The sequence below is a fragment of the Candidatus Trichorickettsia mobilis genome (assembly GCF_963422225.1).
GTDB classification, from domain to species: Bacteria; Pseudomonadota; Alphaproteobacteria; order Rickettsiales; family Rickettsiaceae; genus Trichorickettsia; species Trichorickettsia mobilis_B.
The window spans coordinates 1,542,030-1,567,586 of the sequence record NZ_OY728607.1 but is presented as its reverse complement, the minus strand read 5'-3'; the positions used below and the strand labels follow the sequence as shown (position 1 = coordinate 1,567,586).

37 protein-coding genes, 2 tRNA genes and 1 pseudogene are annotated in these 25,557 nt (G+C 34.8%); 6 read left to right on the top strand and 34 right to left on the bottom strand.

The window, feature by feature from the left end:
• Window positions 1-170: 170 nt before the first annotated feature.
• Window positions 171-460 (top strand): annotated as a pseudogene (locus R2I74_RS07485) (transposase); the annotation flags it as partial.
• 268 nt (window positions 461-728) lie between these two features.
• Here R2I74_RS07485 and rpsT read toward each other — a convergent pair.
• From rpsT to R2I74_RS07330, 31 genes are all read right to left on the bottom strand, one after another.
• Complete coding sequence (gene rpsT / locus R2I74_RS07480; RefSeq protein ID WP_316355035.1) at window positions 729-992, bottom strand: 30S ribosomal protein S20; 264 nt, start codon at window positions 990-992, stop codon at window positions 729-731.
• A gap of 252 nt (window positions 993-1,244) precedes the next feature.
• A complete protein-coding gene (rplQ, locus tag R2I74_RS07475) occupies window positions 1,245-1,664 on the bottom strand; it encodes a 50S ribosomal protein L17 (RefSeq protein WP_316355032.1) in 420 nt (139 codons plus the stop codon).
• Window positions 1,665-1,713: 49 nt separating this feature from the next.
• Window positions 1,714-2,721: a DNA-directed RNA polymerase subunit alpha gene (locus tag R2I74_RS07470; RefSeq protein ID WP_316355030.1), complete on the bottom strand. Its 1,008-nt coding sequence runs from the start codon at window positions 2,719-2,721 to the stop codon at window positions 1,714-1,716.
• 18 nt (window positions 2,722-2,739) lie between these two features.
• Window positions 2,740-3,126, bottom strand: coding sequence for a 30S ribosomal protein S11 (rpsK, locus tag R2I74_RS07465; protein ID WP_316355027.1), 387 nt, complete (start codon window positions 3,124-3,126; stop codon window positions 2,740-2,742).
• A gap of 96 nt (window positions 3,127-3,222) precedes the next feature.
• A complete protein-coding gene (gene rpsM, locus R2I74_RS07460; protein ID WP_316355026.1) occupies window positions 3,223-3,600 on the bottom strand; it encodes a 30S ribosomal protein S13 in 378 nt (125 codons plus the stop codon).
• A 72-nt stretch (window positions 3,601-3,672) separates the two neighbouring features.
• Window positions 3,673-4,299: an adenylate kinase gene (locus R2I74_RS07455; protein WP_316355024.1), complete on the bottom strand. Its 627-nt coding sequence runs from the start codon at window positions 4,297-4,299 to the stop codon at window positions 3,673-3,675.
• On the bottom strand, window positions 4,299-5,597 hold the full coding sequence (gene secY, locus R2I74_RS07450; RefSeq protein ID WP_316355022.1) for a preprotein translocase subunit SecY: 1,299 nt from the start codon (window positions 5,595-5,597) through the stop codon (window positions 4,299-4,301). The genes R2I74_RS07455 and secY overlap by 1 nt, the downstream gene beginning before the upstream one ends.
• A gap of 139 nt (window positions 5,598-5,736) precedes the next feature.
• Entirely contained in the window at window positions 5,737-6,189 is a 453-nt protein-coding gene (gene rplO, locus R2I74_RS07445; RefSeq protein ID WP_316355353.1) for a 50S ribosomal protein L15, read from the bottom strand.
• Window positions 6,190-6,200: 11 nt separating this feature from the next.
• On the bottom strand, window positions 6,201-6,395 hold the full coding sequence (gene rpmD, locus R2I74_RS07440) for a 50S ribosomal protein L30 (RefSeq protein ID WP_316355020.1): 195 nt from the start codon (window positions 6,393-6,395) through the stop codon (window positions 6,201-6,203).
• Between the two features lie 17 nt (window positions 6,396-6,412).
• On the bottom strand, window positions 6,413-6,946 hold the full coding sequence (gene rpsE / locus R2I74_RS07435) for a 30S ribosomal protein S5 (protein ID WP_316355018.1): 534 nt from the start codon (window positions 6,944-6,946) through the stop codon (window positions 6,413-6,415).
• 13 nt (window positions 6,947-6,959) lie between these two features.
• Window positions 6,960-7,316: a 50S ribosomal protein L18 gene (gene rplR, locus R2I74_RS07430; RefSeq protein ID WP_316355016.1), complete on the bottom strand. Its 357-nt coding sequence runs from the start codon at window positions 7,314-7,316 to the stop codon at window positions 6,960-6,962.
• Between the two features lie 16 nt (window positions 7,317-7,332).
• A complete protein-coding gene (gene rplF, locus R2I74_RS07425) occupies window positions 7,333-7,866 on the bottom strand; it encodes a 50S ribosomal protein L6 (RefSeq protein ID WP_316355014.1) in 534 nt (177 codons plus the stop codon).
• A gap of 11 nt (window positions 7,867-7,877) precedes the next feature.
• Window positions 7,878-8,276, bottom strand: a complete 399-nt coding sequence (rpsH, locus tag R2I74_RS07420) for a 30S ribosomal protein S8 (RefSeq protein ID WP_316355012.1) — start codon at window positions 8,274-8,276, stop codon at window positions 7,878-7,880.
• Window positions 8,277-8,292: 16 nt separating this feature from the next.
• Window positions 8,293-8,598 carry a 30S ribosomal protein S14 gene (gene rpsN / locus R2I74_RS07415; protein WP_316355009.1) on the bottom strand — a complete coding sequence of 102 codons (306 nt, stop codon included), beginning with the start codon at window positions 8,596-8,598 and terminating at the stop codon, window positions 8,293-8,295.
• A gap of 182 nt (window positions 8,599-8,780) precedes the next feature.
• Window positions 8,781-9,320, bottom strand: a complete 540-nt coding sequence (gene rplE, locus R2I74_RS07410) for a 50S ribosomal protein L5 (RefSeq protein ID WP_394355862.1) — start codon at window positions 9,318-9,320, stop codon at window positions 8,781-8,783.
• A 4-nt stretch (window positions 9,321-9,324) separates the two neighbouring features.
• On the bottom strand, window positions 9,325-9,654 hold the full coding sequence (gene rplX, locus R2I74_RS07405; protein ID WP_316355005.1) for a 50S ribosomal protein L24: 330 nt from the start codon (window positions 9,652-9,654) through the stop codon (window positions 9,325-9,327).
• A gap of 2 nt (window positions 9,655-9,656) precedes the next feature.
• On the bottom strand, window positions 9,657-10,022 hold the full coding sequence (gene rplN / locus R2I74_RS07400; RefSeq protein WP_316355004.1) for a 50S ribosomal protein L14: 366 nt from the start codon (window positions 10,020-10,022) through the stop codon (window positions 9,657-9,659).
• Between the two features lie 162 nt (window positions 10,023-10,184).
• On the bottom strand, window positions 10,185-10,409 hold the full coding sequence (gene rpsQ, locus R2I74_RS07395; protein WP_316355003.1) for a 30S ribosomal protein S17: 225 nt from the start codon (window positions 10,407-10,409) through the stop codon (window positions 10,185-10,187).
• A gap of 6 nt (window positions 10,410-10,415) precedes the next feature.
• Window positions 10,416-10,625, bottom strand: coding sequence for a 50S ribosomal protein L29 (gene rpmC, locus R2I74_RS07390; RefSeq protein WP_316355001.1), 210 nt, complete (start codon window positions 10,623-10,625; stop codon window positions 10,416-10,418).
• A complete protein-coding gene (gene rplP, locus R2I74_RS07385) occupies window positions 10,618-11,028 on the bottom strand; it encodes a 50S ribosomal protein L16 (protein WP_316354999.1) in 411 nt (136 codons plus the stop codon). The genes rpmC and rplP overlap by 8 nt, the downstream gene beginning before the upstream one ends.
• Window positions 11,029-11,042: 14 nt before the next feature.
• Window positions 11,043-11,696 (bottom strand): 30S ribosomal protein S3, encoded by a 654-nt coding sequence (gene rpsC / locus R2I74_RS07380; RefSeq protein WP_316354997.1) that lies wholly within the window; start codon window positions 11,694-11,696, stop codon window positions 11,043-11,045.
• Window positions 11,697-11,698: 2 nt separating this feature from the next.
• Window positions 11,699-12,058, bottom strand: a complete 360-nt coding sequence (gene rplV, locus R2I74_RS07375) for a 50S ribosomal protein L22 (RefSeq protein ID WP_316354995.1) — start codon at window positions 12,056-12,058, stop codon at window positions 11,699-11,701.
• A gap of 4 nt (window positions 12,059-12,062) precedes the next feature.
• On the bottom strand, window positions 12,063-12,341 hold the full coding sequence (gene rpsS / locus R2I74_RS07370) for a 30S ribosomal protein S19 (protein WP_316354993.1): 279 nt from the start codon (window positions 12,339-12,341) through the stop codon (window positions 12,063-12,065).
• A gap of 6 nt (window positions 12,342-12,347) precedes the next feature.
• Window positions 12,348-13,172, bottom strand: coding sequence for a 50S ribosomal protein L2 (gene rplB / locus R2I74_RS07365; RefSeq protein ID WP_316354991.1), 825 nt, complete (start codon window positions 13,170-13,172; stop codon window positions 12,348-12,350).
• Window positions 13,173-13,466, bottom strand: coding sequence for a 50S ribosomal protein L23 (locus R2I74_RS07360; protein WP_316354989.1), 294 nt, complete (start codon window positions 13,464-13,466; stop codon window positions 13,173-13,175).
• A complete protein-coding gene (gene rplD / locus R2I74_RS07355; protein WP_316354988.1) occupies window positions 13,466-14,086 on the bottom strand; it encodes a 50S ribosomal protein L4 in 621 nt (206 codons plus the stop codon). Before rplD ends, R2I74_RS07360 begins: the two co-directional genes overlap by 1 nt.
• 12 nt (window positions 14,087-14,098) lie before the next feature.
• Complete coding sequence (gene rplC, locus R2I74_RS07350) at window positions 14,099-14,746, bottom strand: 50S ribosomal protein L3 (RefSeq protein ID WP_316354986.1); 648 nt, start codon at window positions 14,744-14,746, stop codon at window positions 14,099-14,101.
• A complete protein-coding gene (gene rpsJ / locus R2I74_RS07345; protein ID WP_316354984.1) occupies window positions 14,743-15,066 on the bottom strand; it encodes a 30S ribosomal protein S10 in 324 nt (107 codons plus the stop codon). The genes rplC and rpsJ overlap by 4 nt, the downstream gene beginning before the upstream one ends.
• Window positions 15,067-15,168: 102 nt before the next feature.
• Window positions 15,169-16,353, bottom strand: coding sequence for an elongation factor Tu (tuf, locus tag R2I74_RS07340; RefSeq protein ID WP_316354982.1), 1,185 nt, complete (start codon window positions 16,351-16,353; stop codon window positions 15,169-15,171).
• 98 nt (window positions 16,354-16,451) lie between these two features.
• Window positions 16,452-16,525: transfer RNA gene (locus R2I74_RS07335), tRNA-Gly, on the bottom strand.
• 335 nt (window positions 16,526-16,860) lie between these two features.
• Window positions 16,861-16,946: transfer RNA gene (locus tag R2I74_RS07330), tRNA-Tyr, on the bottom strand.
• A gap of 199 nt (window positions 16,947-17,145) precedes the next feature.
• Between R2I74_RS07330 and rlmB the strand changes: the two genes are divergently transcribed.
• From rlmB to R2I74_RS07300, 5 genes are all read left to right on the top strand, one after another.
• Window positions 17,146-17,874, top strand: a complete 729-nt coding sequence (gene rlmB / locus R2I74_RS07325) for a 23S rRNA (guanosine(2251)-2'-O)-methyltransferase RlmB (RefSeq protein ID WP_316354980.1) — start codon at window positions 17,146-17,148, stop codon at window positions 17,872-17,874.
• A 67-nt stretch (window positions 17,875-17,941) separates the two neighbouring features.
• Entirely contained in the window at window positions 17,942-18,190 is a 249-nt protein-coding gene (locus R2I74_RS07320; RefSeq protein WP_316354978.1) for a type II toxin-antitoxin system Phd/YefM family antitoxin, read from the top strand.
• The gene (locus R2I74_RS07315) at window positions 18,180-18,476 is read left to right on the top strand and encodes a type II toxin-antitoxin system RelE family toxin (RefSeq protein ID WP_316354976.1); all 297 of its coding nucleotides are present in this window, start codon (window positions 18,180-18,182) and stop codon (window positions 18,474-18,476) included. Before R2I74_RS07320 ends, R2I74_RS07315 begins: the two co-directional genes overlap by 11 nt.
• Before the next feature lie 10 nt (window positions 18,477-18,486).
• Entirely contained in the window at window positions 18,487-20,688 is a 2,202-nt protein-coding gene (gene ligA, locus R2I74_RS07305) for an NAD-dependent DNA ligase LigA (protein WP_394355834.1), read from the top strand.
• Entirely contained in the window at window positions 20,667-22,574 is a 1,908-nt protein-coding gene (locus R2I74_RS07300; RefSeq protein WP_316354974.1) for a M24 family metallopeptidase, read from the top strand. Before ligA ends, R2I74_RS07300 begins: the two co-directional genes overlap by 22 nt.
• A gap of 126 nt (window positions 22,575-22,700) precedes the next feature.
• Here the strand turns inward: R2I74_RS07300 and R2I74_RS07295 are convergent, their stop codons facing one another.
• The 3 genes from R2I74_RS07295 to ubiA form a co-directional block, all read right to left on the bottom strand.
• Window positions 22,701-23,486 (bottom strand): competence/damage-inducible protein A, encoded by a 786-nt coding sequence (locus R2I74_RS07295; protein WP_316354972.1) that lies wholly within the window; start codon window positions 23,484-23,486, stop codon window positions 22,701-22,703.
• A gap of 346 nt (window positions 23,487-23,832) precedes the next feature.
• A complete protein-coding gene (locus tag R2I74_RS07290; RefSeq protein ID WP_316354970.1) occupies window positions 23,833-24,570 on the bottom strand; it encodes a Bax inhibitor-1/YccA family protein in 738 nt (245 codons plus the stop codon).
• Between the two features lie 119 nt (window positions 24,571-24,689).
• Complete coding sequence (gene ubiA, locus R2I74_RS07285; RefSeq protein ID WP_458693312.1) at window positions 24,690-25,544, bottom strand: 4-hydroxybenzoate octaprenyltransferase; 855 nt, start codon at window positions 25,542-25,544, stop codon at window positions 24,690-24,692.
• Between the last annotated feature and the right edge of the window lie 13 nt (window positions 25,545-25,557).

Genomic DNA, 25,557 nt, shown 5'->3' with positions numbered 1-25,557 from the left:
AAGTAGTGACTCTTTTGATGCTGTTTGTGAGTAAAATAATACCCTAGATGTCATCCCCAGCTAAGCAGGGATCCAAAAAATCTAGTAGATTTTTGCCCAGCTTAAGATTTAAGTAGAAAAAACTGGATTCCTGCTTAGCTGGGGATGACATCTGGTACACTTAAAAAATCGTGAACAACACCTCACAAACAGCATCAAAAAAGTTACCACCTTATCGATTTAAGCTATATCATGTGGTCTTTATTCCCAAATGTCGTAAGAAGACATTGTATGGGAAGGTAAGAGAATATCTTGGCCAGTATTCCATGAATTGGCATCACAACATGGAGTGATAGGATATATTAAGGGAAAAGAGTGCGATAGCATTGCCAGACAATTTGGTGATCGAAAGCGTAATTTTAATGAAGAACGACTCTGGGCTAGAGGTTATGCAGTATCTACAGTAGGCTTTGAAGAAAATTAGATGAGGGACTACATTAGAAACCAGGAACAACTTGATGGTCAAAGCTCTGGTGAAACAGGAGAGTTTTAACTGGCAGCCCTTTGGGCTGCTTATAACCGTCAAGCCCCTGCTTTGTGAGGGCGTTATGACTTTCCAGCGAAGAACAAAAGCCTTTAAAATAGGGAAATAACTTTGGCGTAAGATAAAACATCTTTCTATTTTTTGACTCTTATAATACCTTTTTATCTACTCCGCAACAGATGTGACAAAAAATATTCTGTCGCTATTAAGACATGTTCTTTAGTTTTTGAGCAAGTCTGCTAATTTTCCTAGAAGCTGTATTTAGTTTAAGCACTCTTTTTGTAACCCCCCTCATAACTTCAGACTGCGCAATTATTAAAGCATCCCTTGCTTCTTGCTGAGATCCAGCAGCAATTGCTTGAGATACTTTTTTAATATAAGTCCTGATACGACTAATTCTACTTTTATTAATTAAAGTTTTTTTAATTGTTTGTCTCAATGCTTTTTTTGCCGAAGAATGATTTGCCATATTGAATAATTATCTCATAAAACTAAATTAGTAAATTGATATAGGCACTGTGTAAGAAATTTTATAGAGCCTAAACCCACCCTGACTTCTTGTATAAAATCTCATTAAACCTCTCTTACAAACTCCTACTTCATACAGATGATTTGCACTTGATCAGGAACATATTAAAGCAGCGTTAGAACTCTAAGATTAAGCCTGGCTGTCTCCTTATCTAAGCCTTCTTTCATGCTTGAGTTTGTAAAAAGAAGTCTATTATATTTCTAATCCCGATGATTCTTGATTAACAGCGTTAGGCACGTTCCCCTTAGCGCTGATGTCTCGGTCAACAAATTCTATATAAGCCACAGGAGCCATATCTCCATACCTAAAGCCTGCCTTAATTATTCTTATATATCCCCCGGGACGAGCATTATATCTTTTACCTAATACCCCAATTAATTTTTCTGCTGCGACTTTGTCCTTTATTTTTGCAATAATTTTTCTCCTAGCCGCTAAATCAGATTTTTTTGCATTTGTAACTAATTTTTCAACATAAGGGCGCAATTCTTTTGCTTTTGGCAAAGTTGTTTTTATTTGCTCATTCATTACAAGTGCAACAGCCATATTTGCCAGCATAGCCTGCCTATGACTACTTGTCCTGTTTAATTTTCTACCTTTGATTTTATGATACATCTCTTAATATACTCCGTGTAAATAAAAAATTAGCTGTATAGAGCTTAAATTAATATGGCTCCTCATAACGCTTTGATAAATCTTCAAGGTTTTCTGGCGGCCACCCTAATACTGACATGCCAAACTTCAAACCAAAATTAGATAATATTTCTTTTATTTCATTTAAAGATTTACGGCCAAAATTTTGTGTTTTTAGCATCTCAGCTTCAGTTTTAATTACAAGATCGCCAATATATACTATATTATCATTCTTAAGACAATTTTGAGACCTTACAGATAGCTCTAATTCATCAACTTTTTTCAATAATACTGGATTAAATGGTAATTCCTCTAATTTATCATGTTTCTCTTCTTCCTCTTCCTCAAACATAATAAATAACTGCAGCTGATCTTGCAATATTCTCGCTGCTAAAGCAACTGCCATTTCAGGTGTTACAACGCCATTAGTCTCAACTGTCATCACTAATCTATCATAATCAGTAACTTGACCTATACGTGTATCTTCAACTTTATATGCTACTTTTCTTACAGGACTAAATAGTGCATCTATAGGTATCACCCCTATCGCTAAATCTTTATCTCTATTAGCTGGGATATACCCTTTACCAGTTTCACATGTAAATTCCGCTTCCAATAGCGCTCCTTTTGCCAGAGTACAAATAACATGATTAGCAGCTAGCACTTCAACATCATGCCCCGTATCAATCATACCAGCAGTAACCACACATGGTCCCGTAACATTAAGTCTTAATATTTTTCGCTCAGAAGTATGCATTCTGATAGCAATAGATTTTAGATTCAATGCTATGTCTACTAAATCTTCTTTTACTCCTGGTATTGCAGAAAACTCATGTACCACCCCAGGAATCTTTATTGAAGTTATTGCCGCTCCTTGTAAAGATGATAATAATATTCTACGTAAAGCATTACCAATAGTTAACCCAAATCCTCGCTCCAATGGTTCAACTATAATTTTCGCTATATTATTACTTGAACTATCATAAATTAGCTTAGCTGGCTTTATTAACGATACCCAATTCTTATTAATTGATAACATTTATATTCCCTCTAAACCTTATACTCTTCTTCTTTTAGGCGGCCTACAACCATTATGGGCTACAGGCGAAACATCTATAATTGATGTCACGATAAAATTTTGTCCAAACACTGCACGCATTGCCGATTCTCTCTGCGCACCCGCTCCCTGTACTCTTATAGACACAGTTTTAACCCCATGCTCTTTCGCATCTTCAGATGCTTTATTCACTGTAACTTGGGCGGCATAAGGCGTTGCCTTCTTAGCACCTTTGAATCCATGACCACCAGCTGTCGAAGCAGCAATAGCGTTGCCCTGAACGTCTGTAAAAGTAACTATAGTATTATTAAAAGTAGCTTTAATATATACTACTCCAAGCGTAATATTCTTTTTTTTCTTTTTTATCTTACTAGTACTTACACTCATGTTTTATCTCTAAACTTAATCTCTTATTTTTAGCTATACAAAAATTTTCCTGTAATCAACAGGTTTATACCACCTTTACTCAAACTTAGATAGTTTTTATTTAGTTACCTTCTTCTTACCAGCAATTGCTATGGCTTTCCCCTTTCTCGTACGCGCATTAGAATGGGTGTTTTGCCCTCTAACTGGCAATTTTCTAATATGTCGCATTCCTTGATAACATCTAATATCCTTTTTCTTCTTAATGTTTAAATTAATTTCCCGGCGTAAATCACCTTCTACTTTACATTTCTTTTCAATAATATTACGCAAAGTGATCAATTCCTGATCATCGAGCTCTTTTACTCTTTTACTTTCTGATATTCCTGCCTCTGCACAAATCATTTTTGCAGAAGTGTTACCTATCCCATATATATAAGTTAAACTTATTACCAAACGTTTGTTTACAGGAATATTAACATTTGCAATTCTTGCCACATCAGCTCCTAAGAATTAATAATTAAATTAAAAAAGAATAATATAAAAAAGTCCAGTAAAGTCAAACTGTTTTTATAACAAAGCTAGTAAAGTAGACGATATTTGATCTTGACTAAGATTCGCGTCAACTGTTAATAATTTGTTGCAATCACGATAATATTGAATCATAGGTTGTGTTTCTATTTTATACTCTTGCATTCTTTTATTAATTGTAACTTCGTCATCATCAGCTCTATATATAAATTTATTAGAACCACAAATATCACAAATACCTTCAATTTTTGGCTTAGCATAATATTTATTGTAAGTTTTAAGACAAACTTCACAACTAAATCGACCCAAAATTCTTTGTTTTGCTACAGTCTCACTAATCTCAAAATAGATTGCTTTTAGCTCATTGACTATCTTGTCTAAAAATTTTGCCTGAGCCAAATTACGAGGATAACCATCTAAAATACAATTATCTTGATACTCGTCCATTAGTAAAAATTTATAAACCATCTTATTCACTAAGTCAGTGGGTATCAGCTTCCCTTGAGAACTATAATCATTCATCAACTTCCCTTCTGGCTCTTGTTTTTCAATAATACTTCTAAACATATCACCAGTTGACAAATAAGATAAATGAAGTTCTTTTGCCAAAAACTGTCCTTGAGTACCTTTACCAGCTCCAGGAGCTCCTATCAATACGATGAACACTATCGATCTCTTAATTTCATTTTTTTTACCAAACCTTCATATCTATTACTAAATAAATGCGTTTGCACTTGGGTAAAAGTATCCAAAACAACATTGACTACTATTAAAAAGCTGGTTCCTCCTAATGAAAAAGAAACAGCATATTTATTCATCAACATTTCTGGCACTACACATATAATGCTCAGATATATTCCACCTAAAACCGTTAATCTAGTAAGCAAATAGTCAAAATATTCAGCTGTATTTTTTCCTGGCCGCCTTCCTGGAATATAAGCACTATATTTTCTTAAATTATTTGCTGTTTCTTCAGAATTAAATACTACAGCAGTATAGAAAAAACTAAAAAACAATATTAACGCTACATACAACAAAATATACAAAGGTTTTCCATGTCCCAAATGGTAAGTAAACCAAGACATAATATCAGAGTTGTTACTCGAAAAACTAGCAATAGTTACAGGGAACAATAAAATGGAACTCGCAAAAATTGGCGGTATTACTCCAGATGTATTTAATTTAAGAGGCATATGAGTGGAATCACCACCATATATCTTATTACCGACCTGTCGCTTTGGATATTGTACCAATATTTTTCTTTGTGCTTTTTCAAAAAAAACAATGATTGCTACCATTAAAATAACCATACCACAGATAGCAACTACTACCAAAGGAGATAAGCTACCTTTACGTGATAATTCAAACATACTGATAATTGCACTAGGCACACCAGACACTATACCAATAAAAATAATTAAAGAAGTACCATTGCCTATTCCTCGCGCTGTAATTTGCTCTCCTAACCACATTAAAAATATAGTACCCACTACTAAAGTAACTACTGTTGTGATTCTAAAAAACATTCCCGGCATTAGTACTACAGAACCAACATCTGTTACTGCTGATTCTAAACTTATTGCTACTCCATAAGCCTGAAAAGCCGCTAGTATAACTGTTAAATAACGAGATAGTTGATTGATCTTTCTCTTCCCAACTTCTCCTTCTTTTTTTAAATTTTCTAATGGTTTATACGCAATAGATGATAATTGAATAATAATAGAAGCAGTAATGTATGGCATTATTGCCAAAGCAAAAATAGACATTCTACCAAGTGAACCACCTGATAACATATTAAACATTCCTAGTATTCCAGCTTGATTTTGCTCAGCTATATTACTTAAAGCCACAGAATCAATACCTGCTATAGGAATAAATGAACCCAAGCGACAAACCACAAGTACTAATAAGGTAAAAATAACCCTACGACTCAGATCATTATTAGATTTACGTGCATAACTCACTTATATACTTCTATGAAATGAAAAATTGGCGCAAAGCAAGTCTACTTCAAAAAAAACAGAGCATGTATAGAATTTTCGTAGCATAATGCAAAAAAACCTAGTGACGATAACGCAAATTCTTTGAGGTTAACTTAATATATTATAAAATCTGTCCCCCAGCTTCTTGAATAGCTTTTTTAGCTGATACAGAATAAGCATCTAATTGAACAGTAATTTTACAACTTAAATTACCACCATCTGATAATAACTTTACTAAAGATTTAGTACTCTTAATAAACCTAGCATGCACTAAAGCATCTTTATTAATTAATTGAGTTGCATCAAGCCTACCTATTTCGACTAAAGCGATAATATCTTTTATATTAAGAACTTGGTATTTGAGAGAGTTTAAACTACGAAAACCACGCTTTGGTAAACGCTTAATCATTGGCATTTGCCCACCTTCAAAACCTTTAATCGCAACACCCGACCTAGATTTTTGCCCTTTTACACCACGACCACAAGTTTTTCCTTTACCACTTCCGATTCCACGCCCCAATCGCTTACTTTTTTTCTTTGCACCTGGATTATTAAATAATGTATTAAGTTTCATCACAATAAGCTCTACTTTACTTCTTCTACTATTACTAAATGCTTCACTTTATTGACCATACCGCGAATTGAAGGAGTGTCCAACAGAATTCGCTTCCTATGCAATTTATTAAGACCAAGACCAATCAATGTTTGTTCTTGATCGTATTTTTTACCTATAGCACTGCCTATCTGAGTTACTAAAATTTTTTTATCTATTTTTTTCATATTTCTTTCCTTTCAACTTACTCGCTAGGTTTAATCTTAGCTGATTTAGTTGAAATTTCACTAATTTTTTTATTTCTTTTTTCTGCGATCACTTTAGGAGCGGATAGTTTTGACAAAGCATCGAATGTCGCCGCTATCATTGCATAAACATTACTAGAACCTATAGACTTTGCTACAATATCATGGATACCTAACAAACCAAATACAGCACGCATTGGCCCTCCTGCAATAACTCCTGTACCAGCTTTTGCACGTCTTAGAATTACTTTTGCCGCACCACTATGGCCTATAACATCATGATGAATTGTTCTACCTTGGTATAGTGGAATTTTAACTAATTGCTTCTTTGCTTCTTGCGTTGCTTTTATTCTTGCCTCAGTCACCTCTTTAGCCTTACCATGGCCATAACCAACCTTACCAGCTTTATCACCAGCTACTACGCAAGCAGAAAAAGAAAACTTCCTTCCACCCTTTACAACTTTAGTAACTCTATTAACATCGACTAAAGTTTCTGTTAATCCCTCTAATGTATTTTTTTTAGCCTTAGTCATCCTAACACCTAAATTAAAATTCTAAATTCTTTCTTGCTGCATCAGCTAAAGCTTTAACAACACCGTGATATTTGCATCCACCTTTATCAAACACGACTTTATTAACACCTATTTTCTTGGCTTTTACTGCTATTAACTCACCAACTAAACTAGCAGAATTAACATTACAATTTGACTTACCAGCTCTTCTAATTTCCTTATCTAGAGTAGAAGCAGATGCCAAAGTAACTGAATTCACATCATCTATCACTTGAGCATATATATGTTTTCCAGACTTAAAGATTGATAACCTTATTCTATCTGATACTTTTGATATTTTTGTTCTGACTCTGTTCTTTCTTATTTCAAATCTTACTTTAGAATTACGCATAAAAAAATCTCAATTACTATTTCTTTTTCCCTTCTTTTCTTTGCACGTACTGCCCTTTACGTTTAATTCCTTTTCCTTTATAAGGTTCTGGTGGCCTTTGTTTAATAAGCAGCGCTATAAACTGACCTAACTTTTCCTTATCCGTACTTTCCAGAATAATAATATTTTGTTTTGGAGCATCTACTTTAATATTTTCTGGGATTTCAATCTTGGTATTATGGCTTTTCCCCAAAGTCAAATTTAGATAACTACCCTTTACAAAAGCCCTATAACCTACACCGTTAACCTCTAATTCTTCTGTAAAACCATCTTTTACCCCTTTTACCATCCCATAAATTATACTACGGGCTGTACCCCACATAGCGCGGGTATTTTTATTGGCATTCAATGGCTCAACCAAAAATTGGCCTTCATCTAAACTAAAAGAAATATCCCCAGAAAAATTCTTTGATAGAGAACCTTTTGGACCAGAAATACATACTCTTAGTTTATCGATCTCAATTTTTACATTATCAGGGACAACAATCGGCAATTTCCCAACACGTGACATTATATTTACCTTTAAAATACTTTACAAACAATCTCTCCACCAATTTTCAAATGATGAGCTTCTCGATCAGAAATCACACCCTTAGAAGTAGATAAAATATAGATCCCCATATTATTATAATACCCCTTCAATTTATCAATTGAAGAATATACCCTTTTACCTGGTTTAGATACTCTATGTATTTCAGAAATCACTGGCTTTCCACTACTAGAATATTTTAACTCAACCTCTATACACCCAATATTATCATTAGTACTTACTTCGTACCCTTTAACATAACCTTCTGCTACCAACACATCTAAAATTGCACATTTTATCTTAGAACATGGTAACGAAATGTTAATTAATCTAGCTTTTTGACCATTTCTAATTCTAGTCAACATATCCGCTATTGTATCTGTCATTGACATATAAAAAACCTATCATCTACCAACTTGCTTTTACTACACCAGGCAACAAACCTTTGCCACCAAGATCCCTTATCATATTCCTAGATAAAGAGAATTTTCTACTAACTCCTCTAGGCCTTCCAGTCAACTCACATCGGTTCCTTACCCTAGAAATAGCTGAATTTCTTGGCAATTGAGCTAAATTCATTACCAGAGCAAATCTATCTTCCAAAGATATATTTTTATCATAAATTTTATCTTTTAATTTAGCTCTCTTTAAAAAAAATTTTTGTGCTAATTTTTTTCGTTTATTATTTTTGTTTATAGAACTTACTTTAGCCATGCATTATACTCCACGAACATGTACAAATTGTATGGCGCTGTAAACATTGCCATAGCGACTGTTAAATTTATATAGTTTGGCTTGTGCTCACATAGTATAGTAATATAACCCTACTCAAGCATATAACCTTACCTTGAAACTTAACTGTAGCCTAACTAACTCTAGCTATTTATAACTTAAACTCAGCTATAAAAAGGCAGATCAAAACCCGATAACAACGTTTTTGCTTCTTTATCGGTTTTAGCAGTAGTAACGATTGTAATATCCATACCACGAATCGTATCTATTTTATCATAGTTAATTTCTGGAAATACAATTTGTTCTTTAATCCCAAAGGTAAAATTCCCTCTACCATCAAAACTCTTCGCCGATAAACCTCTAAATTCTTTAATACGAGGTAATGCAACTAAAACCAGCCTTTCTAGAAAATCATACATTCTATCTCGACGCAAAGTGACTTTGCATCCGATTTTCATTCCATCTCGTAATTTAAATGTAGCTATTGATTTTTTAGCATTAATTACCAATGGTTTTTGACCAGAAATTAAAGTTAAGTCATTCACCGCATAATTTATAACTTTAGAATCAGCTACTGCTTCTCCTATTCCCATATTTATAACAATTTTTTGCACCTTAGGCATTTCATGCTTATTCTTATAGCCATATTCTTGCTGTAAAGCATTAATAATAACCTTGTGGTACAATTCCTTAAATCTTAACAACATTTTATTTACCTTCCTCAACAATAGTCTCTCCAGATCTTTTAGCTATCCTTACTTTAGAACCATCTTGCAAAACCTTAATGGCAATTTTTGTAGGTAAATTAGTTTTAGGATCAATATGAGAAACATTAGAGATATTAATAGGCAACTCTTTTGCAATAATACCACCTTCACTAAGTTGAGTAGGTTTAGTATGTTTCTTTACAATATTAATACCAGCAACTATCGCTTTATTATCTTTAGGAAAGATTTTAAGTACCTTACCTTGTTTTCCCTTATCTTTTCCGGCTATCACCACCACAGAATCGCCTTTACGAATCTTTAACTTCAACATATTTATAATACCTCCTCTGCTAAGGATACTATTTTTACAAATTTCCTAGCTCTTAATTCACGAGGCACTGGACCAAACACTCTAGTACCCAAAGGCTCACCCTGCTTATTTAATAATACTACAGCATTAGAATCAAACTTCACTCTACCATCATGTCTCCTGACTCCACATTTTGTACGCACTATTACAGCTCTGTGCACCTCTCCTTTTTTCACTTTTCCATTAGGTAAAGCTTCTTTTATAGATACAACTATTATATCTCCAAGCACGGCGATCATATGATGAGACCCACCTAAAACTTTAATACACATTACCTTTTTAGCTCCAGAATTGTCTGCGACATTAAGGACGCTTTGCATTTGAATCATATAAATAAACTTCCACTAAAGAAATTAGAACCTAAGGAATAACTTATACCAAATCACTTCTAAACATTATTAAAAAAAATTTTAGGATCAAAGTGCTCAAATAACCTTTACTTAACACCTCAACTTACCCAACCATTTTCCACTCTCAGAAATTGAATGGTACTACAGAACTACCCAGGTCTTTGTTTTAGAAATAGGACGACTTTCTATAATTTTAACTATATCACCTTCCTTATACTGATTATGAGGATCATGCGCAGCATATTTCTTTGATACCTTTATTGTTTTCTTGTATATAGGATGCCTAAACCTACGCTCTACTTTTATTGTAACAGTTTTATCAGCTTTTGAACTAATTACAACACCCTGCAATACTCTTTTTGGCATTTCTTTTTACTCTCCAGCTAATCGTTTAGACAACTCAGTTTTTATTCTAGCTATATCTTTTTTAATAATTTTAAACTTACTAGTGTTTTTTAAATCTCCCAACGCCTGCTGGAATCTTAAATTAAAAGATTCTTTTTTTAAGCCATTCAACTGTGTATATAAAATTTCTGTAGTCTGTCCTAATAAATCCTGTGTAGAAAATTTCGAATTACCCATAACGTCTCACTATTTTTGTTCTTACCGGCAACTTAGCGCTAGCAAGCTCCAATGCTCTAACAGCGACTTCATCACTTACTCCTTCAATCTCAAACATAATACGTCCAGGCGATACCCTAACTGCAAAAAATTCTGGCGCCCCCTTACCTTTACCCATCCTAACTTCAGCTGGTTTTTTTGACACCGGTAAATCAGGAAAAATTTTAATCCATAACTTACCTTGACGTTTCATTTGTCGTACCGCAGCACGACGAGCAGCTTCAATTTGCCTTGCTGTTACTCTCAAACCATCCAAAGATTTCAAACCAAATGAGCCAAAAGCTAACATCGTACCTGCTTTAGCTTTCGCTTGCACTCTACCTTTATGAGCTTTTCTAAATTTTTGTTTTTTTGGTGCTAACATCTTGTTCCCAAATCTTAATTATATTTTCTTCGATTTTCTGTACAATCACCATTATAAACCCACACTTTTATACCTATAACTCCATAAGTCGTTATAGCCTCAGCTAACCCATAGCTAATATCTGCTCTTAAAGTATGTAATGGCACTCTACCTTCTCGATACCACTCTGTTCTAGCTATCTCTGCCCCACCAAGACGCCCAGAACAACTAACTTTGATTCCTAAGCCCCCTTGCTTAAAACAAGCCTGCATCGCCATCTTCATGGCTTTACGAAACGAACCTCTTTTTTCAAGTTGAGCAGCTATCGTCTGCGCAACAATAGCCGCATCTATGTTAGGTTTTTTTATCTCATGTATATTTATGTATACTTCATATGGCGAAATTTTTAATATCTCTTTCTTTAAACGCTCAATATCATTACCACTTTTACCAATAATAACCCCTGGTTTTCTAGCATAAATATTGACCACCACATTCTTGTTTGATGTTCTTTCAATTAAAATTCTACTAACCTGAGCCTGAACATACTTACTTGTAATTAATTTCCTAATTCTCAAATCCTGAATTAACAACGCGCTATAATCTTTCTCAGCATACAAGACAGAATCCCATCCTTTAATCAAAGTAGGACCAACTCTAAAACCGTGTGGATTAACCTTCTGCCCCATATTTATTTCCTGCCTCCTTCAGTTACTGTTATATACAGATTGCTAAAAAATTTATCAATTCTACCCGCACGACCTCTGGCTCTTACCATCATTCTTTTCATAACCAAACCTTTACCTACCGTGGCAGAAGTAACAAATAAATCATCTATATCTAAACCAAAGTTATTTTCAGCATTAGCAATCGCAGACTGCAAACCAGCTTTAACAGCATGAGCAATTCTTTTATGTGAAAAAGATAACTGAATCAACGCCTCAGATACTTTCATATTCCTAATTGAAGCAGCCACAAGATTTAATTTTCTAGGACCTACTCTAAGTAACTTCACAACTGCAGTTGCAGAATTTTTATTAACTTGCGCCATAATCTTATTTTCTCTTCACTTTTTTATCCGCACCATGACCATGATAAGTTCTAGTTGGAGAAAATTCTCCTAACTTCCTACCAACCATTTCTTCAGTAATAGCCACAGGTATGAACTTATTGCCATTATGTACTGAAAAAGTAAACCCAACAAAAAACGGTATAATAGTAGACCTTCTTGACCAAGTTTTAATCATCTCTGTTTTTCCAGAGCCCATCATATTTTGTACTTTTTTAATCAGATAACCATCTACAAATGGCCCTTTCCACACTGAGCGCGCCATATATCCCTATTTATTTCTTCGTTTAACAATAAATTTAGCAGTACGTTTATTTTTTCTAGTCTTTTTACCCTTAGTAGGTTTTCCCCATGGTGTCACCGGATGACGACCGCCAGAAGTTTTACCCTCACCACCACCATGAGGATGATCAACAGGATTCATGGCAACGCCACGAACATGCGGCCTCCACCCCATCCATCTACGTCTACCAGCCTTACCAAAATTCACATTCTTTTGATTAGGATTAGATAACACTCCAATAGTGGCTCGACATTCTAGCAATACTAAACGTAATTCTCCAGATTTCAACCTAATTTGCGCATAACCACCATCTTTACCAACTAAATCCACTGAAGTACCGGCTGCTCTTGCGATTTGCCCACCCTTACCAGGCTTCATCTCTACATTATGCACCGTAGTACCTATCGGAATATTCTTTAATGGCAAACAATTTCCGACTTTAATATCCGCACTATCAGCAGAAATTACCTTATCTCCTACCACTAGCTTTTGCGGCGCCAAAATATACGAATACACTTCATTATCAAACTTAAGCAAAGCAATAAAAGCCGTCCTATTAGGATCATATTCTATTCTTTCAACAACACCATAGACACCAACATTACCACGCTTAAAATCTATAACTCGGTATAATTGTTTATGACCACCACCTCTATGCCAAGCTGTAGTACGACCTAAATTATTTCTACCACCAGTTTTTTTTAAACCGAAAGTAAGTGCTTTGAGAGGTCTCCCCTTCCACAAATCAGATTTATCAACCTGTACTAACTCCCTAAGAGATGGAGTTATAGGATTAAACTTTTTTAATTTCATCTATCTACCTCCAGTAAAATCAATGGTGTAATTTTGTTCTAAAGTAACAATAGCTTTTTTAAAATCAGATCTACAGCCCTCTCTACCTTTAAAACGCTTTCTTTTACCCTCAACATTTAAAACATTTATTTTTTTTACCTTTACAGAAAATATATGCTCAATGGCTGCCTTTATTGTTTCCTTAGTAGCACCAGGCAATACTTTAAAAGTATACTTATTTTGCTCAGATAAAAGCGTGGTCTTTTCAGTAATAATTGGTTTTCTTATGAGATCATAATGTGTAGACAATGTCATTATTTCAACCTCTCTTCTAGAGCATCCACAGCAGCTTGCGACACTAATATACAATCATGACTGATTATATCATATACATTAGCGCCAATCTGTGGAACTACCGAAATATTAGGAATGTTACGCACAGCAAAAGCAAAATTATCATTCACTAAATTACCATCAATGACAAAAAAACTCTTACCTTGAAAATTTTTTAATATCGCTACCAACGACGAGGTCTTAGAATTTTCTAGAATCAACGATTCAAGAATTATTAATTTTCCCTCAGCTAATTTTGATGACAAAGCATGTTTTAGCCCTAGCTTTCTTACTTTTTTAGGTAATTTAGTAGCATGACTACGCACCACCGGGCCATGTATTACCCCACCGCCGCGCATATGGACTGACCTTAAAGACCCTTGTCTAGCATTACCAGTTCCCTTTTGCTTAAAAGGTTTTCTAGTAGTACCAGAAACTTCCGACACTGTTTTTGTTGAATGAGTTCCAGCCATTTTTTTAGCTCTTTGCCAATCAACCACCAACTTAATTATATCAACCCTTGGTTCTAGATTAAAAATATTGGTATCCAATACTCTCTCACCAACAACTTGATTATCAAGATTTACTACCTTGGCCTTCATATTTTCACTCATTTAAATAGTCATCACAGATTTTTTAATTGCATCTTTGATATAAACTAAAGAACCTTTGTGCCCAGGGACACTACCCTTTACCATCACTATCTGCTGCTCTTCATCAATGGCAATAATCGTTAAGTTTTGAATAGTAGACTTCTTACTACCCATATGACCAGCCATTTTCTTATTCTTAAAAACCCTACCTGGATCCTGCCTACCGCCAGTTGATCCATGTGAGCGATGCGATATAGAAACACCATGAGAAGCTTCTAGCCCCCTAAAATTATGACGCTTCATACATCCAGCAAATCCTTTTCCTATAGTCACACCAGTCACATCAACAAATTGCCCGATAGCAAAGTGATTTACCGTTAGACTAGCACCAATATCTATAAAATTATTTTCAACGATTCTAAACTCTTTTAAGTGAGCTTTAGGCTCAACCTTAGCCTTGGTAAACAACTGTCTAACTGGCTTTGATATTTTAGAGATTTTTACATTCCTAGAACCAACTATTAAAGCAGCATACCCATCTTTTTCAAGAGTTTTATGCCCCACAACCTGGCAATCTTCAATTTTTAGAAAAGTCAAAGGATATCTTTGCCCTTTTTCATTAAACATTGAAGTCATACCAATTTTTTTTGCAATCAAACCAGCTCTCATTTCTCAACACTCACCAATTTTATTTCCACATCAATTCCTGCCGGCAAATCAACTTTTTTTAAAGCATCTACTGTTTGAGGAGTTGGATAACTAATCACAATTAATCTCATTTGAGTTCTAATCTCAAACTGCTCTCTTGACTTTTTATTAACATGCGGAGATCGATTTACAGTAAATCTTTGTATAGCCCTTGGTAAAGGAATAGGACCACTAACATCAGCACCAGTTCTTTTTACCGCCCCTACTATCTCTTTGGTAGCTTGTTCAAGCACACGATGGTCAAAAGATTTGAGTCTAATTCTAATTTTCTGATTATTCATTTTTCAACCTTATTATAACCCGCCGAAAAAACTTAATTACATGATATGAGAGCATTACTATAATACTAAACACTCTCTATAATCAAATTTTTACAACAGCTATTATTTAATAATCTTTGACACCACACCAGCACCAACCGTTCTACCACCTTCGCGAATCGCAAACCGTAGCCCTTCATCCATAGCGACCGGAGCAATCAATTTAATAACCAAATTAGTATTATCTCCAGGCATCACCATCTCTTTACCAGCTGGCATCATTACTTCTCCAGTAACATCAGTGGTTCTAAAATAAAATTGTGGACGATAATTATTGAAAAACGGCGTATGACGACCACCCTCTTCTTTGGTCAAAACATAAATCTCAGCTTCAAATTCAGTATGCGGAGTTATACTACCAGGTTTAGCTAATACTTGCCCTCTAAACACATCTTCTCTTTTAGTACCACGCAATAATATACCAGCATTATCCCCAGCCTCTCCTCGATCCAACAGTTTTTTAAACATCTCAATGCCGGTACAAGTGGTTTTTTGCGTATCTCTTATTCCAACAATCTCAACTTCCTCACCAACTTTAATTACACCTTTTTCAATTCTACCAGTAACAACAGTACCTCTTCCAGAAATTGAAAAAACATCTTCTATTGGCATTAAGAATGGACGTTCTATATCACGCTCTGGTTGCGGTATATACTCATCAACCGCTTTCATTAATGCTCTAATCGCCGCTTCTCCCTCAGCTTTACCTTCTAAAGCCTGAAGAGCAGAACCCCTAACCACCGGAATTTCATCGCCAGGAAATTTATACAGTGATAACAACTCCCTTACTTCCATCTCAACCAAATCCAACAACTCAGGATCATCAACCATATCAACTTTATTCAAAAACACCACCAAGGAAGGTACACCTACTTGTCGCGCTAAAACAATATGCTCTCTTGTTTGTGGCATTGGACCATCAGCAGCAGAAACCACTAATATACCTCCATCCATTTGTGCCGCACCAGTAATCATATTCTTAACATAGTCAGCATGACCAGGACAATCCACATGAGCATAGTGCCTATAAGGAGTTTGATATTCAACGTGCGCCGTGGAAATCGTTATTCCTCTCTCTCTTTCCTCTGGAGCAGCATCTATCTCATCATATTTAGTAGCTTTTGCCCCTCCATCTTTTGCTAAAACCATAGTGATAGCAGCAGTTAAAGAGGTTTTTCCATGATCAACGTGACCTATAGTTCCTACATTACAATGCGGCTTGACACGCTCAAATTTTTCTTTTGCCATATTATCTCCCTAGCATTTCAAAAATAATTTAATCAAATCAATATTAACTAATTAATCTACAAGTTTAAAACAACATCAAAAACGATTAAAAATCTACTTGGAGCGGGTGGTGGGAATCGAACCCACGTGGCCAGCTTGGAAGGCTGGAGCTCTACCATTGAGCTACACCCGCATATATACAACTTACGAGTAGGCTCTACCACAGCAGATTTGAACCGGAAGCCGGCCAAAAAAAACTTATCCGCAACAGCTTTAGAAAAAAAACAAGCTGTACCAGCTCGATATTTAGATCTTATATCTCAATCTTACTATGTTGACAAATAATTTTGTGACGAGCAGCTTATATTTCTTTAAACCATCAGTATTTCATGAACTTAAAATTTTATTTCTTTCAAAAATTATATGACCATTTTAACAACTCAAAAAAAAAAAAAAAGAATTTAATTAAAAATTGACTCATAAATTTATACACAAACCTAAGTAGTATATATAGCACGAAATACACACTGGTGGAGGGAGAAGGATTTGAACCTTCGTACGCTCACGCGGGCAGATTTACAGTCTGCTGCCATTGACCACTCGGCCACCCCTCCAAAACTGCATTACAAACAAACCAACTGCACAAGGCCGTTAGGCCTTAAAATATGTCTAGTATAAAGATTTTTTATAGTTTATAAATTCTTACTTTTATTTTTCTTTTAAGTAAAATATAAACCACCTAATAAGCTGTAAGTTTTTATAGTAAATACTTACCCCTGTCAAGAAATAAATACAAGTAACTGATAAATCCATATGACTAATAACAGGCATTCAAAAACACTCGCAAAATCCTACTACATGTACGGTAAACATCCGGTACTGGCAGCTTTGAACAATCAACATCGAAATGTTGAACGACTATTCTGTGATCAGGAATTTTTTAATGCCCACAAAAAAACAATTAGCTCCTATAAATACGAAATAGTAACAAATCATAATTTAAATCAACTCCTAAAACAACCATGTAATCACCAAGGTATCATCGCAAAAGTTCAGAGTGTTTTTTGTAATAATATCGATGACTTAGTTTTTACAGACAATAGCAAACTAGTAATACTTGATCAAATTACCGACCCGCAAAATATAGGATCAATAATACGTAGCGCTGCCGCCTTTGACATTCAAGCAATAATCATGCCTACTCATCATACTCCAGACGAAAATGCTACAATCGCCAAAGCTGCTTCTGGAGCGCTAGAATTTGTTAAAATAGTGAAAGTTACTAATTTACAGCAAATTATGCAAACCCTTAAAAATCTTGGTTTTTGGATTATTGGTTTTGACGGTAACACCACAGAATATCCTCGAAATAATTTATTTACAGGAAAAATAATTATGGTTTTTGGTGCTGAAGATACTGGAATGCGACGACTTACAGCAGAAACATGCGATTATCTGGTTAAAATCCCGATATCAAAAAATATAGAAAGCTTAAACGTTGCCAACGCTGCTACAATAGCATTTTATTTATCTTGTTCTTAGATTTGACAAACTGTAGATCCTAAATCAAAAATATGCTATAATTAGCACTAAAAAAGGAGTTGATTTTATGACTTATGAAATTTTAGCCGATATAGTAGCTAGTATATCAGAGCTCAAAAAAAATCCAATGGCTACTATTAAAAGTGCCAATGGTGAAGCATTAGCCATTCTGAATCACAACAAACCTGTATGTTACTGTATTTCACCTGAAATATACGAAGCTATGTTAGATATAATTGATGACATTGTACTAGCTAAAATAGTAAGAGAGCGTGAAGGAGAAGAAGGCATAGAAGTAGATATCAATGACTTATAAATTAATATTTTTACCTTCTGCACAAAAAGAATGGAACAAATTAGCTCATGATATTCGTAATCAATTTAAGAAAAAATTAGTTGAACGACTAAAAAAGCCTGATATTCCTAAAGATAAATTAGCCGGAATGCCAGAATGCTACAAAATAAAATTAAGAGCTAGCGGTTATAGGTTAGTATATAGAATCATTAAAAATATGTTGATTGTAGAAGTAATTGCCATAGGGACTAGAGCTAACGAAGAAGTATACGATATTGCTAACACACGTTTAACAGAAAGAGATTGACTAATTTTTTATGTATAAACGCGAACGACACCGAACTTATCACAATCTAGACATTCATAATCTTTCAAACTCTGAAGCTGAAATAATTTTGCTTGAGCTCAGTAATGAAATTCTGCAGCATAACCAAGCTTACCATCAAGAAAATGCTCCAATTATTTCTGACGCTGAATATGATTTATTATTTAATTTATATGTTGCTCTTGAGCAGAGATTCCCCAATTTAGCTCCATCTAACAGTCCAACAAAACAAGTTGGCTTTGCTCCACAAGAAAAATTTACCAAAGTTGAACATGTAGTACCAATGTTATCATTAAGTAATGCTTTCACCACCGAAGATATTACAGATTTCACCTTACGTATTCAAAAATTTTTGAATATCGACTATTTTCCAGCTATTTTCTGTGAACCAAAAATTGATGGGTTATCGTTCACAGCTATTTATAAAAATGGTAAACTGGTAACTGGTGCCACTAGAGGTAATGGGATGGTCGGCGAAGATATTACTAATAATCTAAAGACCATTCAACACTTACCTCATCAATTAATATCTGCTCCAGAAATTTTAGAAGTACGAGGCGAAGTTTATCTAAGCAAAGATGATTTTGCCAACTTAAATCAACAGCAAGAGTCAGTAGACGAAGTTAAACCTCGAGAAGAGCAAGGAGTATCGAAGCCGAGCAGCGGAGCGTACATAAAGTACGTGAGCAGCGCAGGTCATCGGATACGACGACGCCAATTCTCGAAGTTTAACGAGTATACAACAAAATTTGCCAACCCAAGAAATGCAGCTGCCGGCTCATTAAGACAACTTGACTCAGCAATTACCGCAACCAGACCATTACGATATTTTATTTATGCTATCGGGACTAGCAGCACTGAGATTGCAGAGTCACAACAAGAACTGCTACAAAAACTGTTACAATTTGGCTTTATTGTTAATGATCTCCAAAAATTAGCCAATTCTGAAGTAGAGTTGCTTGAATTTTATCAACAATTAAAACAGCGTCGAGCTGACCTGCCATATGAAATCGATGGTGTAGTTTATAAACTTAATTCCTTTGCCTTGCAAAAAAGGATGGGATTTATTAATCGAGCCCCAAGATTTGCCATTGCTCATAAGTTCCCAGCGATAATTGGTAAAACAAAACTATTATCAATTACTATTCAGGTTGGTCGCACTGGAGCACTAACTCCAGTTGCAGAGCTAGAGCCTATCGCTATTAGCGGCGTCGTAGTTTCGCGAGCAAGCTTACATAATTATCAAGAAATTATCAAAAAGGATATTCGTATTAATGATTATGTATATTTAGAAAGAGCTGGCGATGTAATTCCATATATTACCAGCGTTGACTTAAACAGCCGCCCATTAGATACGATTAAATTCTCTTTTCCTCTCTCTTGCCCATCGTGCCATAGTCATTTATTTTATAACCCGCAAGATGCTATTATTAAGTGTGACAATCATCTAAATTGTCCTGCTCAGAATCATGAACGTATTTGTCATTTCGTTTCAAAGGAAGCGCTAGATATTGATGGCCTTGGCAAAAAACAAGTGTTATTTCTAATAGAGCATAAATTCATTAACAATCCGGTAGATATATTTCATTTAACGACTTACAATAGATTAGAGAATCTACCTGGCTGGGGGACAAAATCAGTACAAAACCTTCTTGATAATATTAAAAATGCCGCAGCCACTGTTACACTAAACCGATTTATCTATGCTCTGGGCATTAATCACGTCGGTAGCGTTAATGCTAAGCTATTAGCTAAAGAATTCATTACTGCTGGAAAATTTTTACAAGCAATGGAACAATTGGTTGCCGGCAATCAAAAGATTTATGACCAGTTAAATAACCTCGAAGGTATAGGTGATAAAATTCTTATTGATATTATCAAGTTTTTTAGTATCAAGGAAAATATTGATATTATCCAACAATTACTCAAAATATTAACTATCCATGATTATATTGATACGACCACTCAGACTAATTTAACCGGAAAAACTATAGTATTTACCGGTTCATTAACTATCTCTAGAGCAGAAGCAAAAGCTACTGCCGAACGTATGGGAGCTAAGGTAACTAATTCCATATCAACTTTAACTGACATAGTAGTAGCCGGGAATGATGCCGGCAGTAAATTAAAAAAAGCCAATGAACTTGGACTAAAAATCATTAACGAGGATGAATGGAATCACTTGATCACCTAAAAAGCAGAATTGGACAACGTATTAGCACTCTCAGACAATTATTAAAAGAATTTGGATTATATGGCTATATCATCCCTACAAGTGATGAATATCTGAACGAATATGTACCAATTTATGCCAGACGATTAGAATATATTTCAGGATTTACCGGCTCGAATGGTTTAGCCATAATCATGGAAGATAAAGCATTATTTTTTACCGACGGCCGTTATCTAGAACAAAGCAAACGTGAATTGGATTTAGAGCTCTTTCAAATTTTTGATCTAAAAGATTTAAGCAACTTTATCTGGTCAAATTTTGTAGCTGTTAATACTGAGTATAAAATTAGACCTCTTTCGAAACTCAGCGAAGAGAGAGGATTTGAAGGAGACACTGCACCTCGATCCGCAGCGCACTCTAGGTTTGTTTCGGATTCGAGCACCGGCTCGACGCACAAATCATCCACAGAAGTAGAGTTTCAAAAGAAGTCTATTGGCTATGACCCCAAATTATTTTCCACTAAAACTCTTAAGAATTTTTCTGGGTTACTATTAGAACCAGATTCAAAGTCATCAATTAACTTGATCGATCAAATATGGATCGACCAACCACCAAAGCCCTCTTCTCCAATTTACACTTACGAGGTAGAATTTGCCGGAGAAAGTCACCAATCAAAGCTAAATCGTTGTCGGCAATTTTTAAGCAAATATTCTGCTAATAGTATAATACTTACTGCAACAGATTCTATTTGCTGGTTATTAAATCTTAGAGCTTGGGATGTCGAATTCTCACCATTAATGTTAAGTATAGCTATAGTCTGCCAAGATAAAGCCTATTTATTTGTTGATGCTGAGCGCATTGAACGTGAGGTCATAAAACAAAGACCAGAGCTAGAACTACTGCCAGAAAACAGTTTACCTCAAATTATCTCAGAACTCACAGGAAAAATTCTGATTGACGAAAACTCTGCTTCAAGCTTTATAATAAACCTATTACAAGGTCAAAAAACACAAGCTATTAGCGATCCTTGTCAACTATGGAAAGCCTGTAAAAATGATTGTGAAATTAATCACGCCAAGGAGGCGCATATAAAAGATGCAGTAGCAGTATGTGAATTCCTGGCTTATATCAGCATTGCCACAAATTTACCTCAATCCACCGAATATCAGCTGGCATTACATTTAACCAATCTCAGAAAATTACAACCAGGATATGTAATGGATAGTTTTCCTACTATCTGTGGGTTTCAAGAAAATAGCGCTATAATTCATTATCATGCTACAACAGAATATACCAAATACATTAGCGGCAGTGGCATATTATTAATTGACTCAGGCGGTCAATATCTTGGAGCTACTACTGATATTACCAGAACTATCACCATCGGCAACCCAACTCAAGAGCAAAAAAAACGATATACTCAAGTACTTAAAGGACATTTAGCACTAGCAAACATAAAATTCCCGAATAATATTACCGGCGCAAATTTGGATGTACTTGCTCGACAATTTTTATGGGCCGATTATCAGGATTATGCTCATGGTACCGGACACGGTGTCGGCAATTTTCTAAATGTCCATGAAGGACCACAAAGTATTAATTTACGCAATAATGCTGCGCTACAACCAGGAATGATTATTTCAAATGAACCTGGATATTATATAGCAGATGCATTTGGCATTAGAATTGAAAATCTGATGTATGTCAAGAAAACTACAGATGTTCGTTATCTTGAGTTTGAAACTTTAACCTTAGTACCTTATGCAAAAGCATTAATTGATTTAAAGCTGTTAACTAAGGGAGAAATAATGCAGATAAGTAGTTATTATGAAAAAATTAATAATTTAGTTTATCCGTTACTTTCAGCTGCAACACAAAAATGGTTGCTTGCACAACATATCTCATAAATAAATATAGCTTTGATTTTTTGATAAAAAACCAATCCTGACAAATATTGACTATCTTCACTTAACTGACTGACTCTATAAGGTCAGTCAAACTAGTGGCTTATCTGCCATTGAGTTAAGTGATGACTAAGTTAATTCGTGGTGATGATCAACAGATTTAACACAGCTTATTGAATTACGCTCGGATGAAGTTCTATGTACCAGTTTCAATAAATCTGTATAGGCTTGTTCAAGAAGAGGTGTATTTGCAGAACTTAATACTAACGATGTACCATGTTGATCATCTTTCTTGAAAGGATAGCTTCCCATTTCAATGGCCGGGTATTTATTTTGTAAGTCAGCAAAGTCGGCTGCAATAATATTTTCTCCAATCATAATATCAATGTGCTTGCTAATAATTGGCTGGCCATGTTTTAAAGTAGGTAATACTTGTTCAAACATAGAGTGCATTATATAAGGTACTCCAGCCATTACATAAATATTTTCGACAATAAATCCAGGTGCTCCTGAGATATTATTGTTAATTAATTTACTACCACGAGGAAGAAAAGCCATTTTTTCTCCCGCTTGATTAAATAGTTGGTTATGGATAGAACAAAATTTCTTAATTGCATTTTCTGCCAGAGGATTTAACTCGATCGGTAAATTTAACGCAGTAGCAACCGCAACAGTTGTGATATCATCATGAGTAGGCCCGATGCCACCTGTGGTAAATATATAGTCATATTGGCTTTTAAGAGCTAATACGGTATCAACAATCATTTTTTGTGTGTCAGGTATAATTCTAACTTCAGACAGCTTAATTCCTACCTCAGCTAATTTTTTAGCAATATAAAACACATTTATATCTTGGATTCTACCAGATAAAATTTCATTGCCTATAATGATAATTGCTGCTGTTGGATTTAACATAATAAACAGTGTCTATTTGTGTATGAGAGAATGTTCACAAGCCGCCTAAACCTCTTTTCACAAGCTAAAACATGAGAGAGGTGGCGTCAGGTAAGACGTGGAACCGCGAACCGCACGTCTTTTGACTTGTTTCTCGCGCGAGTGTACCGCGCAAAGTTCAAACCATCCGCAGAACTAGAGTTTGTGAGAAGAGTAAATTTAATATGCGCAAGCGATAATATTGATAAACAAAGCTTTGTTTTATAAAAAGAACTAAGACGTTAAAAATGAGTATCGCTTTAAAAATACGTGATACTCATAGATCTTTCAGATAACTCTCATGCGTAAGCTTACGAGTATATATCAATTAATCACGTCTAACATTTCCAAAGAATCTGATTAAGTATAAGAACAGATTGATAAAATCTAAATATAAGGTAAAGGCTCCCATTATTGCCATCTTTTGCCCCAACTCGCCACCACCAGAAGTGTAATACATAGACTTAAGTTTCTGAGTATCCCAGGCAATTAATCCCATAAAAATTGCAACTCCGATTAAAGAAGTAACAAAAGATATGGCTGGGCTATTAAAAAATATGTTAACTAAAGAAGCTAATATCAAGCCAATTAATCCCATCATTAAGAAAGAGCCAAACGAGGTCAAATCTTTTTGAGTAGTATAACCGTATAAGCTCATAGCTCCAAACAACGATGCACAAATAAACAAAGTACGAGCAATAGATTCTCCGGTGTAGATCAAGGCTAAAGAAGCTAACGACATACCAGTTAAAGCAGCATATACCCAGAACAATATTCTAGTAGAGCTAAGACTTAACTTGCCTATACCCATAAAAAAGTAAAAAGCAATACCTATTGGTGCTAGCGTGATTATCCAACCAAAACCAGTGTTCCCCATAAATTGGCCGGATGGAGAAATTTTAAACATTAACATAGTTAATGGCTCAATAGTAGCAATGGCAAAAGCCATCATCCCTGTTATGACTAACGCTATAGTCATATAATTATATACTTTAAGCATATATTCTCTGAGACCGGCATCATAAGTTTTTTGAGCCCCAGCGAAAGTTTTGGTATAGTCTATCATAAGTTACCCCATGAGTTTTTAATAAATTGTTACTGATATAGTAAATATAGTGAGTAAATCACCATTTTTCAAGAACATTTTCTCTATAACTTAAATAATAAACATAAAACTAATGTTTATCAAATATTAATTATCGTTGACAACGCTAGAACTAGACCAACGTAATTATTAATCTTGAATCTACTTAAACAATTTTTATAATTATTAATTTCTAAAGTATAAACTTGCCACATTAATAATCCTAAAGCAAGAGCTATGGTCAATAAATTTATCTGTTTTTGTGCTAAGGTATTTGCCATAACAAACAGAATGATGAAGGTCAGATAACAACAATATAACCATAATTTATAATTTTTATGTTCTAATAATATTGCCATTGATTTGACTCCTATTCTTTTATCATCAGGCAAATCCATAAAAGCATAGACAATATCATAGCCGATCGCCCACATGCAACATGCTATATACATCAGTAGCGCCGGCAATTCAATCGTATCTGCAACACTGGCATAAGCAATTAAAGCACCAAAATTAAAAGTAATTCCTAGAAATATTTGCGGTAAATTGGTTATTCGCTTCATTAATGGATAGAAGATAATTAACACTATGGCGAGATACCCTAAATAAATTGCGGTATTGCTCAGAGTGAATAAAATAGATAAACAAATTATTGATAGAGCTAACAAAAAAAGAATAGCTGTTGTTTGATCCAAAGATTTATTGGCAAGCGGGCGGTTTTTGGTTCGCTTGACCTCTCTATCAATTTTTTGATCGAATAAATCGTTAATAATACAACCAGCACCTCTGGTAAGTACGCTACCGATAAAGAGTATCGGTAATAATTTTAGATCATTTAATGAATTGCTAGCTAGTATTAGTCCGTAATATGCTGGGAAAAATACTAGCAGATATCCAGTAGGGCTATGAAATCTGGCGAGCTGGAACAATAGTATAATTTTATTTCGCATTTTTATGACTAATGTAGTA

Bases quoted from the DNA above. Each gene is read 5' to 3' on its own strand.
- rpsJ (WP_316354984.1), bottom strand. From the start codon at position 15,066: ATGAATAATCAGAAAATTAGAATTAGACTCAAATCTTTTGACCATCGT.
- R2I74_RS07470 (WP_316355030.1), bottom strand. From the start codon at position 2,721: ATGTTATCAATTAATAAGAATTGGGTATCGTTAATAAAGCCAGCTAAG.
- tuf (WP_316354982.1), bottom strand. From the start codon at position 16,353: ATGGCAAAAGAAAAATTTGAGCGTGTCAAGCCGCATTGTAATGTAGGA.
- rplR (WP_316355016.1), bottom strand. From the start codon at position 7,316: ATGCGTAATTCTAAAGTAAGATTTGAAATAAGAAAGAACAGAGTCAGA.
- rplV (WP_316354995.1), bottom strand. From the start codon at position 12,058: ATGGCGCAAGTTAATAAAAATTCTGCAACTGCAGTTGTGAAGTTACTT.
- rpmC (WP_316355001.1), bottom strand. From the start codon at position 10,625: ATGGGTAATTCGAAATTTTCTACACAGGATTTATTAGGACAGACTACA.
- rpsN (WP_316355009.1), bottom strand. From the start codon at position 8,598: ATGGCTAAAGTAAGTTCTATAAACAAAAATAATAAACGAAAAAAATTA.
- R2I74_RS07290 (WP_316354970.1), bottom strand. From the start codon at position 24,570: ATGATAGACTATACCAAAACTTTCGCTGGGGCTCAAAAAACTTATGAT.
- ligA (WP_394355834.1), top strand. From the start codon at position 18,487: ATGTATAAACGCGAACGACACCGAACTTATCACAATCTAGACATTCAT.
- rpsS (WP_316354993.1), bottom strand. From the start codon at position 12,341: ATGGCGCGCTCAGTGTGGAAAGGGCCATTTGTAGATGGTTATCTGATT.
- R2I74_RS07360 (WP_316354989.1), bottom strand. From the start codon at position 13,466: ATGACATTGTCTACACATTATGATCTCATAAGAAAACCAATTATTACT.
- R2I74_RS07315 (WP_316354976.1), top strand. From the start codon at position 18,180: ATGACTTATAAATTAATATTTTTACCTTCTGCACAAAAAGAATGGAAC.
- rpsK (WP_316355027.1), bottom strand. From the start codon at position 3,126: ATGAGTGTAAGTACTAGTAAGATAAAAAAGAAAAAAAAGAATATTACG.
- rplB (WP_316354991.1), bottom strand. From the start codon at position 13,172: ATGAAATTAAAAAAGTTTAATCCTATAACTCCATCTCTTAGGGAGTTA.
- rplC (WP_316354986.1), bottom strand. From the start codon at position 14,746: ATGAGAGCTGGTTTGATTGCAAAAAAAATTGGTATGACTTCAATGTTT.
- R2I74_RS07295 (WP_316354972.1), bottom strand. From the start codon at position 23,486: ATGTTAAATCCAACAGCAGCAATTATCATTATAGGCAATGAAATTTTA.
- rplO (WP_316355353.1), bottom strand. From the start codon at position 6,189: ATGAAACTTAATACATTATTTAATAATCCAGGTGCAAAGAAAAAAAGT.
- rplF (WP_316355014.1), bottom strand. From the start codon at position 7,866: ATGTCACGTGTTGGGAAATTGCCGATTGTTGTCCCTGATAATGTAAAA.
- rpsE (WP_316355018.1), bottom strand. From the start codon at position 6,946: ATGACTAAGGCTAAAAAAAATACATTAGAGGGATTAACAGAAACTTTA.
- rpmD (WP_316355020.1), bottom strand. From the start codon at position 6,395: ATGAAAAAAATAGATAAAAAAATTTTAGTAACTCAGATAGGCAGTGCT.
- rplD (WP_316354988.1), bottom strand. From the start codon at position 14,086: ATGAAGGCCAAGGTAGTAAATCTTGATAATCAAGTTGTTGGTGAGAGA.
- rlmB (WP_316354980.1), top strand. From the start codon at position 17,146: ATGACTAATAACAGGCATTCAAAAACACTCGCAAAATCCTACTACATG.
- rpsT (WP_316355035.1), bottom strand. From the start codon at position 992: ATGGCAAATCATTCTTCGGCAAAAAAAGCATTGAGACAAACAATTAAA.
- rplN (WP_316355004.1), bottom strand. From the start codon at position 10,022: ATGATTCAAATGCAAAGCGTCCTTAATGTCGCAGACAATTCTGGAGCT.
- rpsQ (WP_316355003.1), bottom strand. From the start codon at position 10,409: ATGCCAAAAAGAGTATTGCAGGGTGTTGTAATTAGTTCAAAAGCTGAT.
- rplP (WP_316354999.1), bottom strand. From the start codon at position 11,028: ATGTTAGCACCAAAAAAACAAAAATTTAGAAAAGCTCATAAAGGTAGA.
- R2I74_RS07320 (WP_316354978.1), top strand. From the start codon at position 17,942: ATGACTTATGAAATTTTAGCCGATATAGTAGCTAGTATATCAGAGCTC.
- R2I74_RS07300 (WP_316354974.1), top strand. From the start codon at position 20,667: ATGGAATCACTTGATCACCTAAAAAGCAGAATTGGACAACGTATTAGC.
- rpsC (WP_316354997.1), bottom strand. From the start codon at position 11,696: ATGGGGCAGAAGGTTAATCCACACGGTTTTAGAGTTGGTCCTACTTTG.
- rplX (WP_316355005.1), bottom strand. From the start codon at position 9,654: ATGTTGAAGTTAAAGATTCGTAAAGGCGATTCTGTGGTGGTGATAGCC.
- rpsH (WP_316355012.1), bottom strand. From the start codon at position 8,276: ATGTCAATGACAGATACAATAGCGGATATGTTGACTAGAATTAGAAAT.
- rplQ (WP_316355032.1), bottom strand. From the start codon at position 1,664: ATGTATCATAAAATCAAAGGTAGAAAATTAAACAGGACAAGTAGTCAT.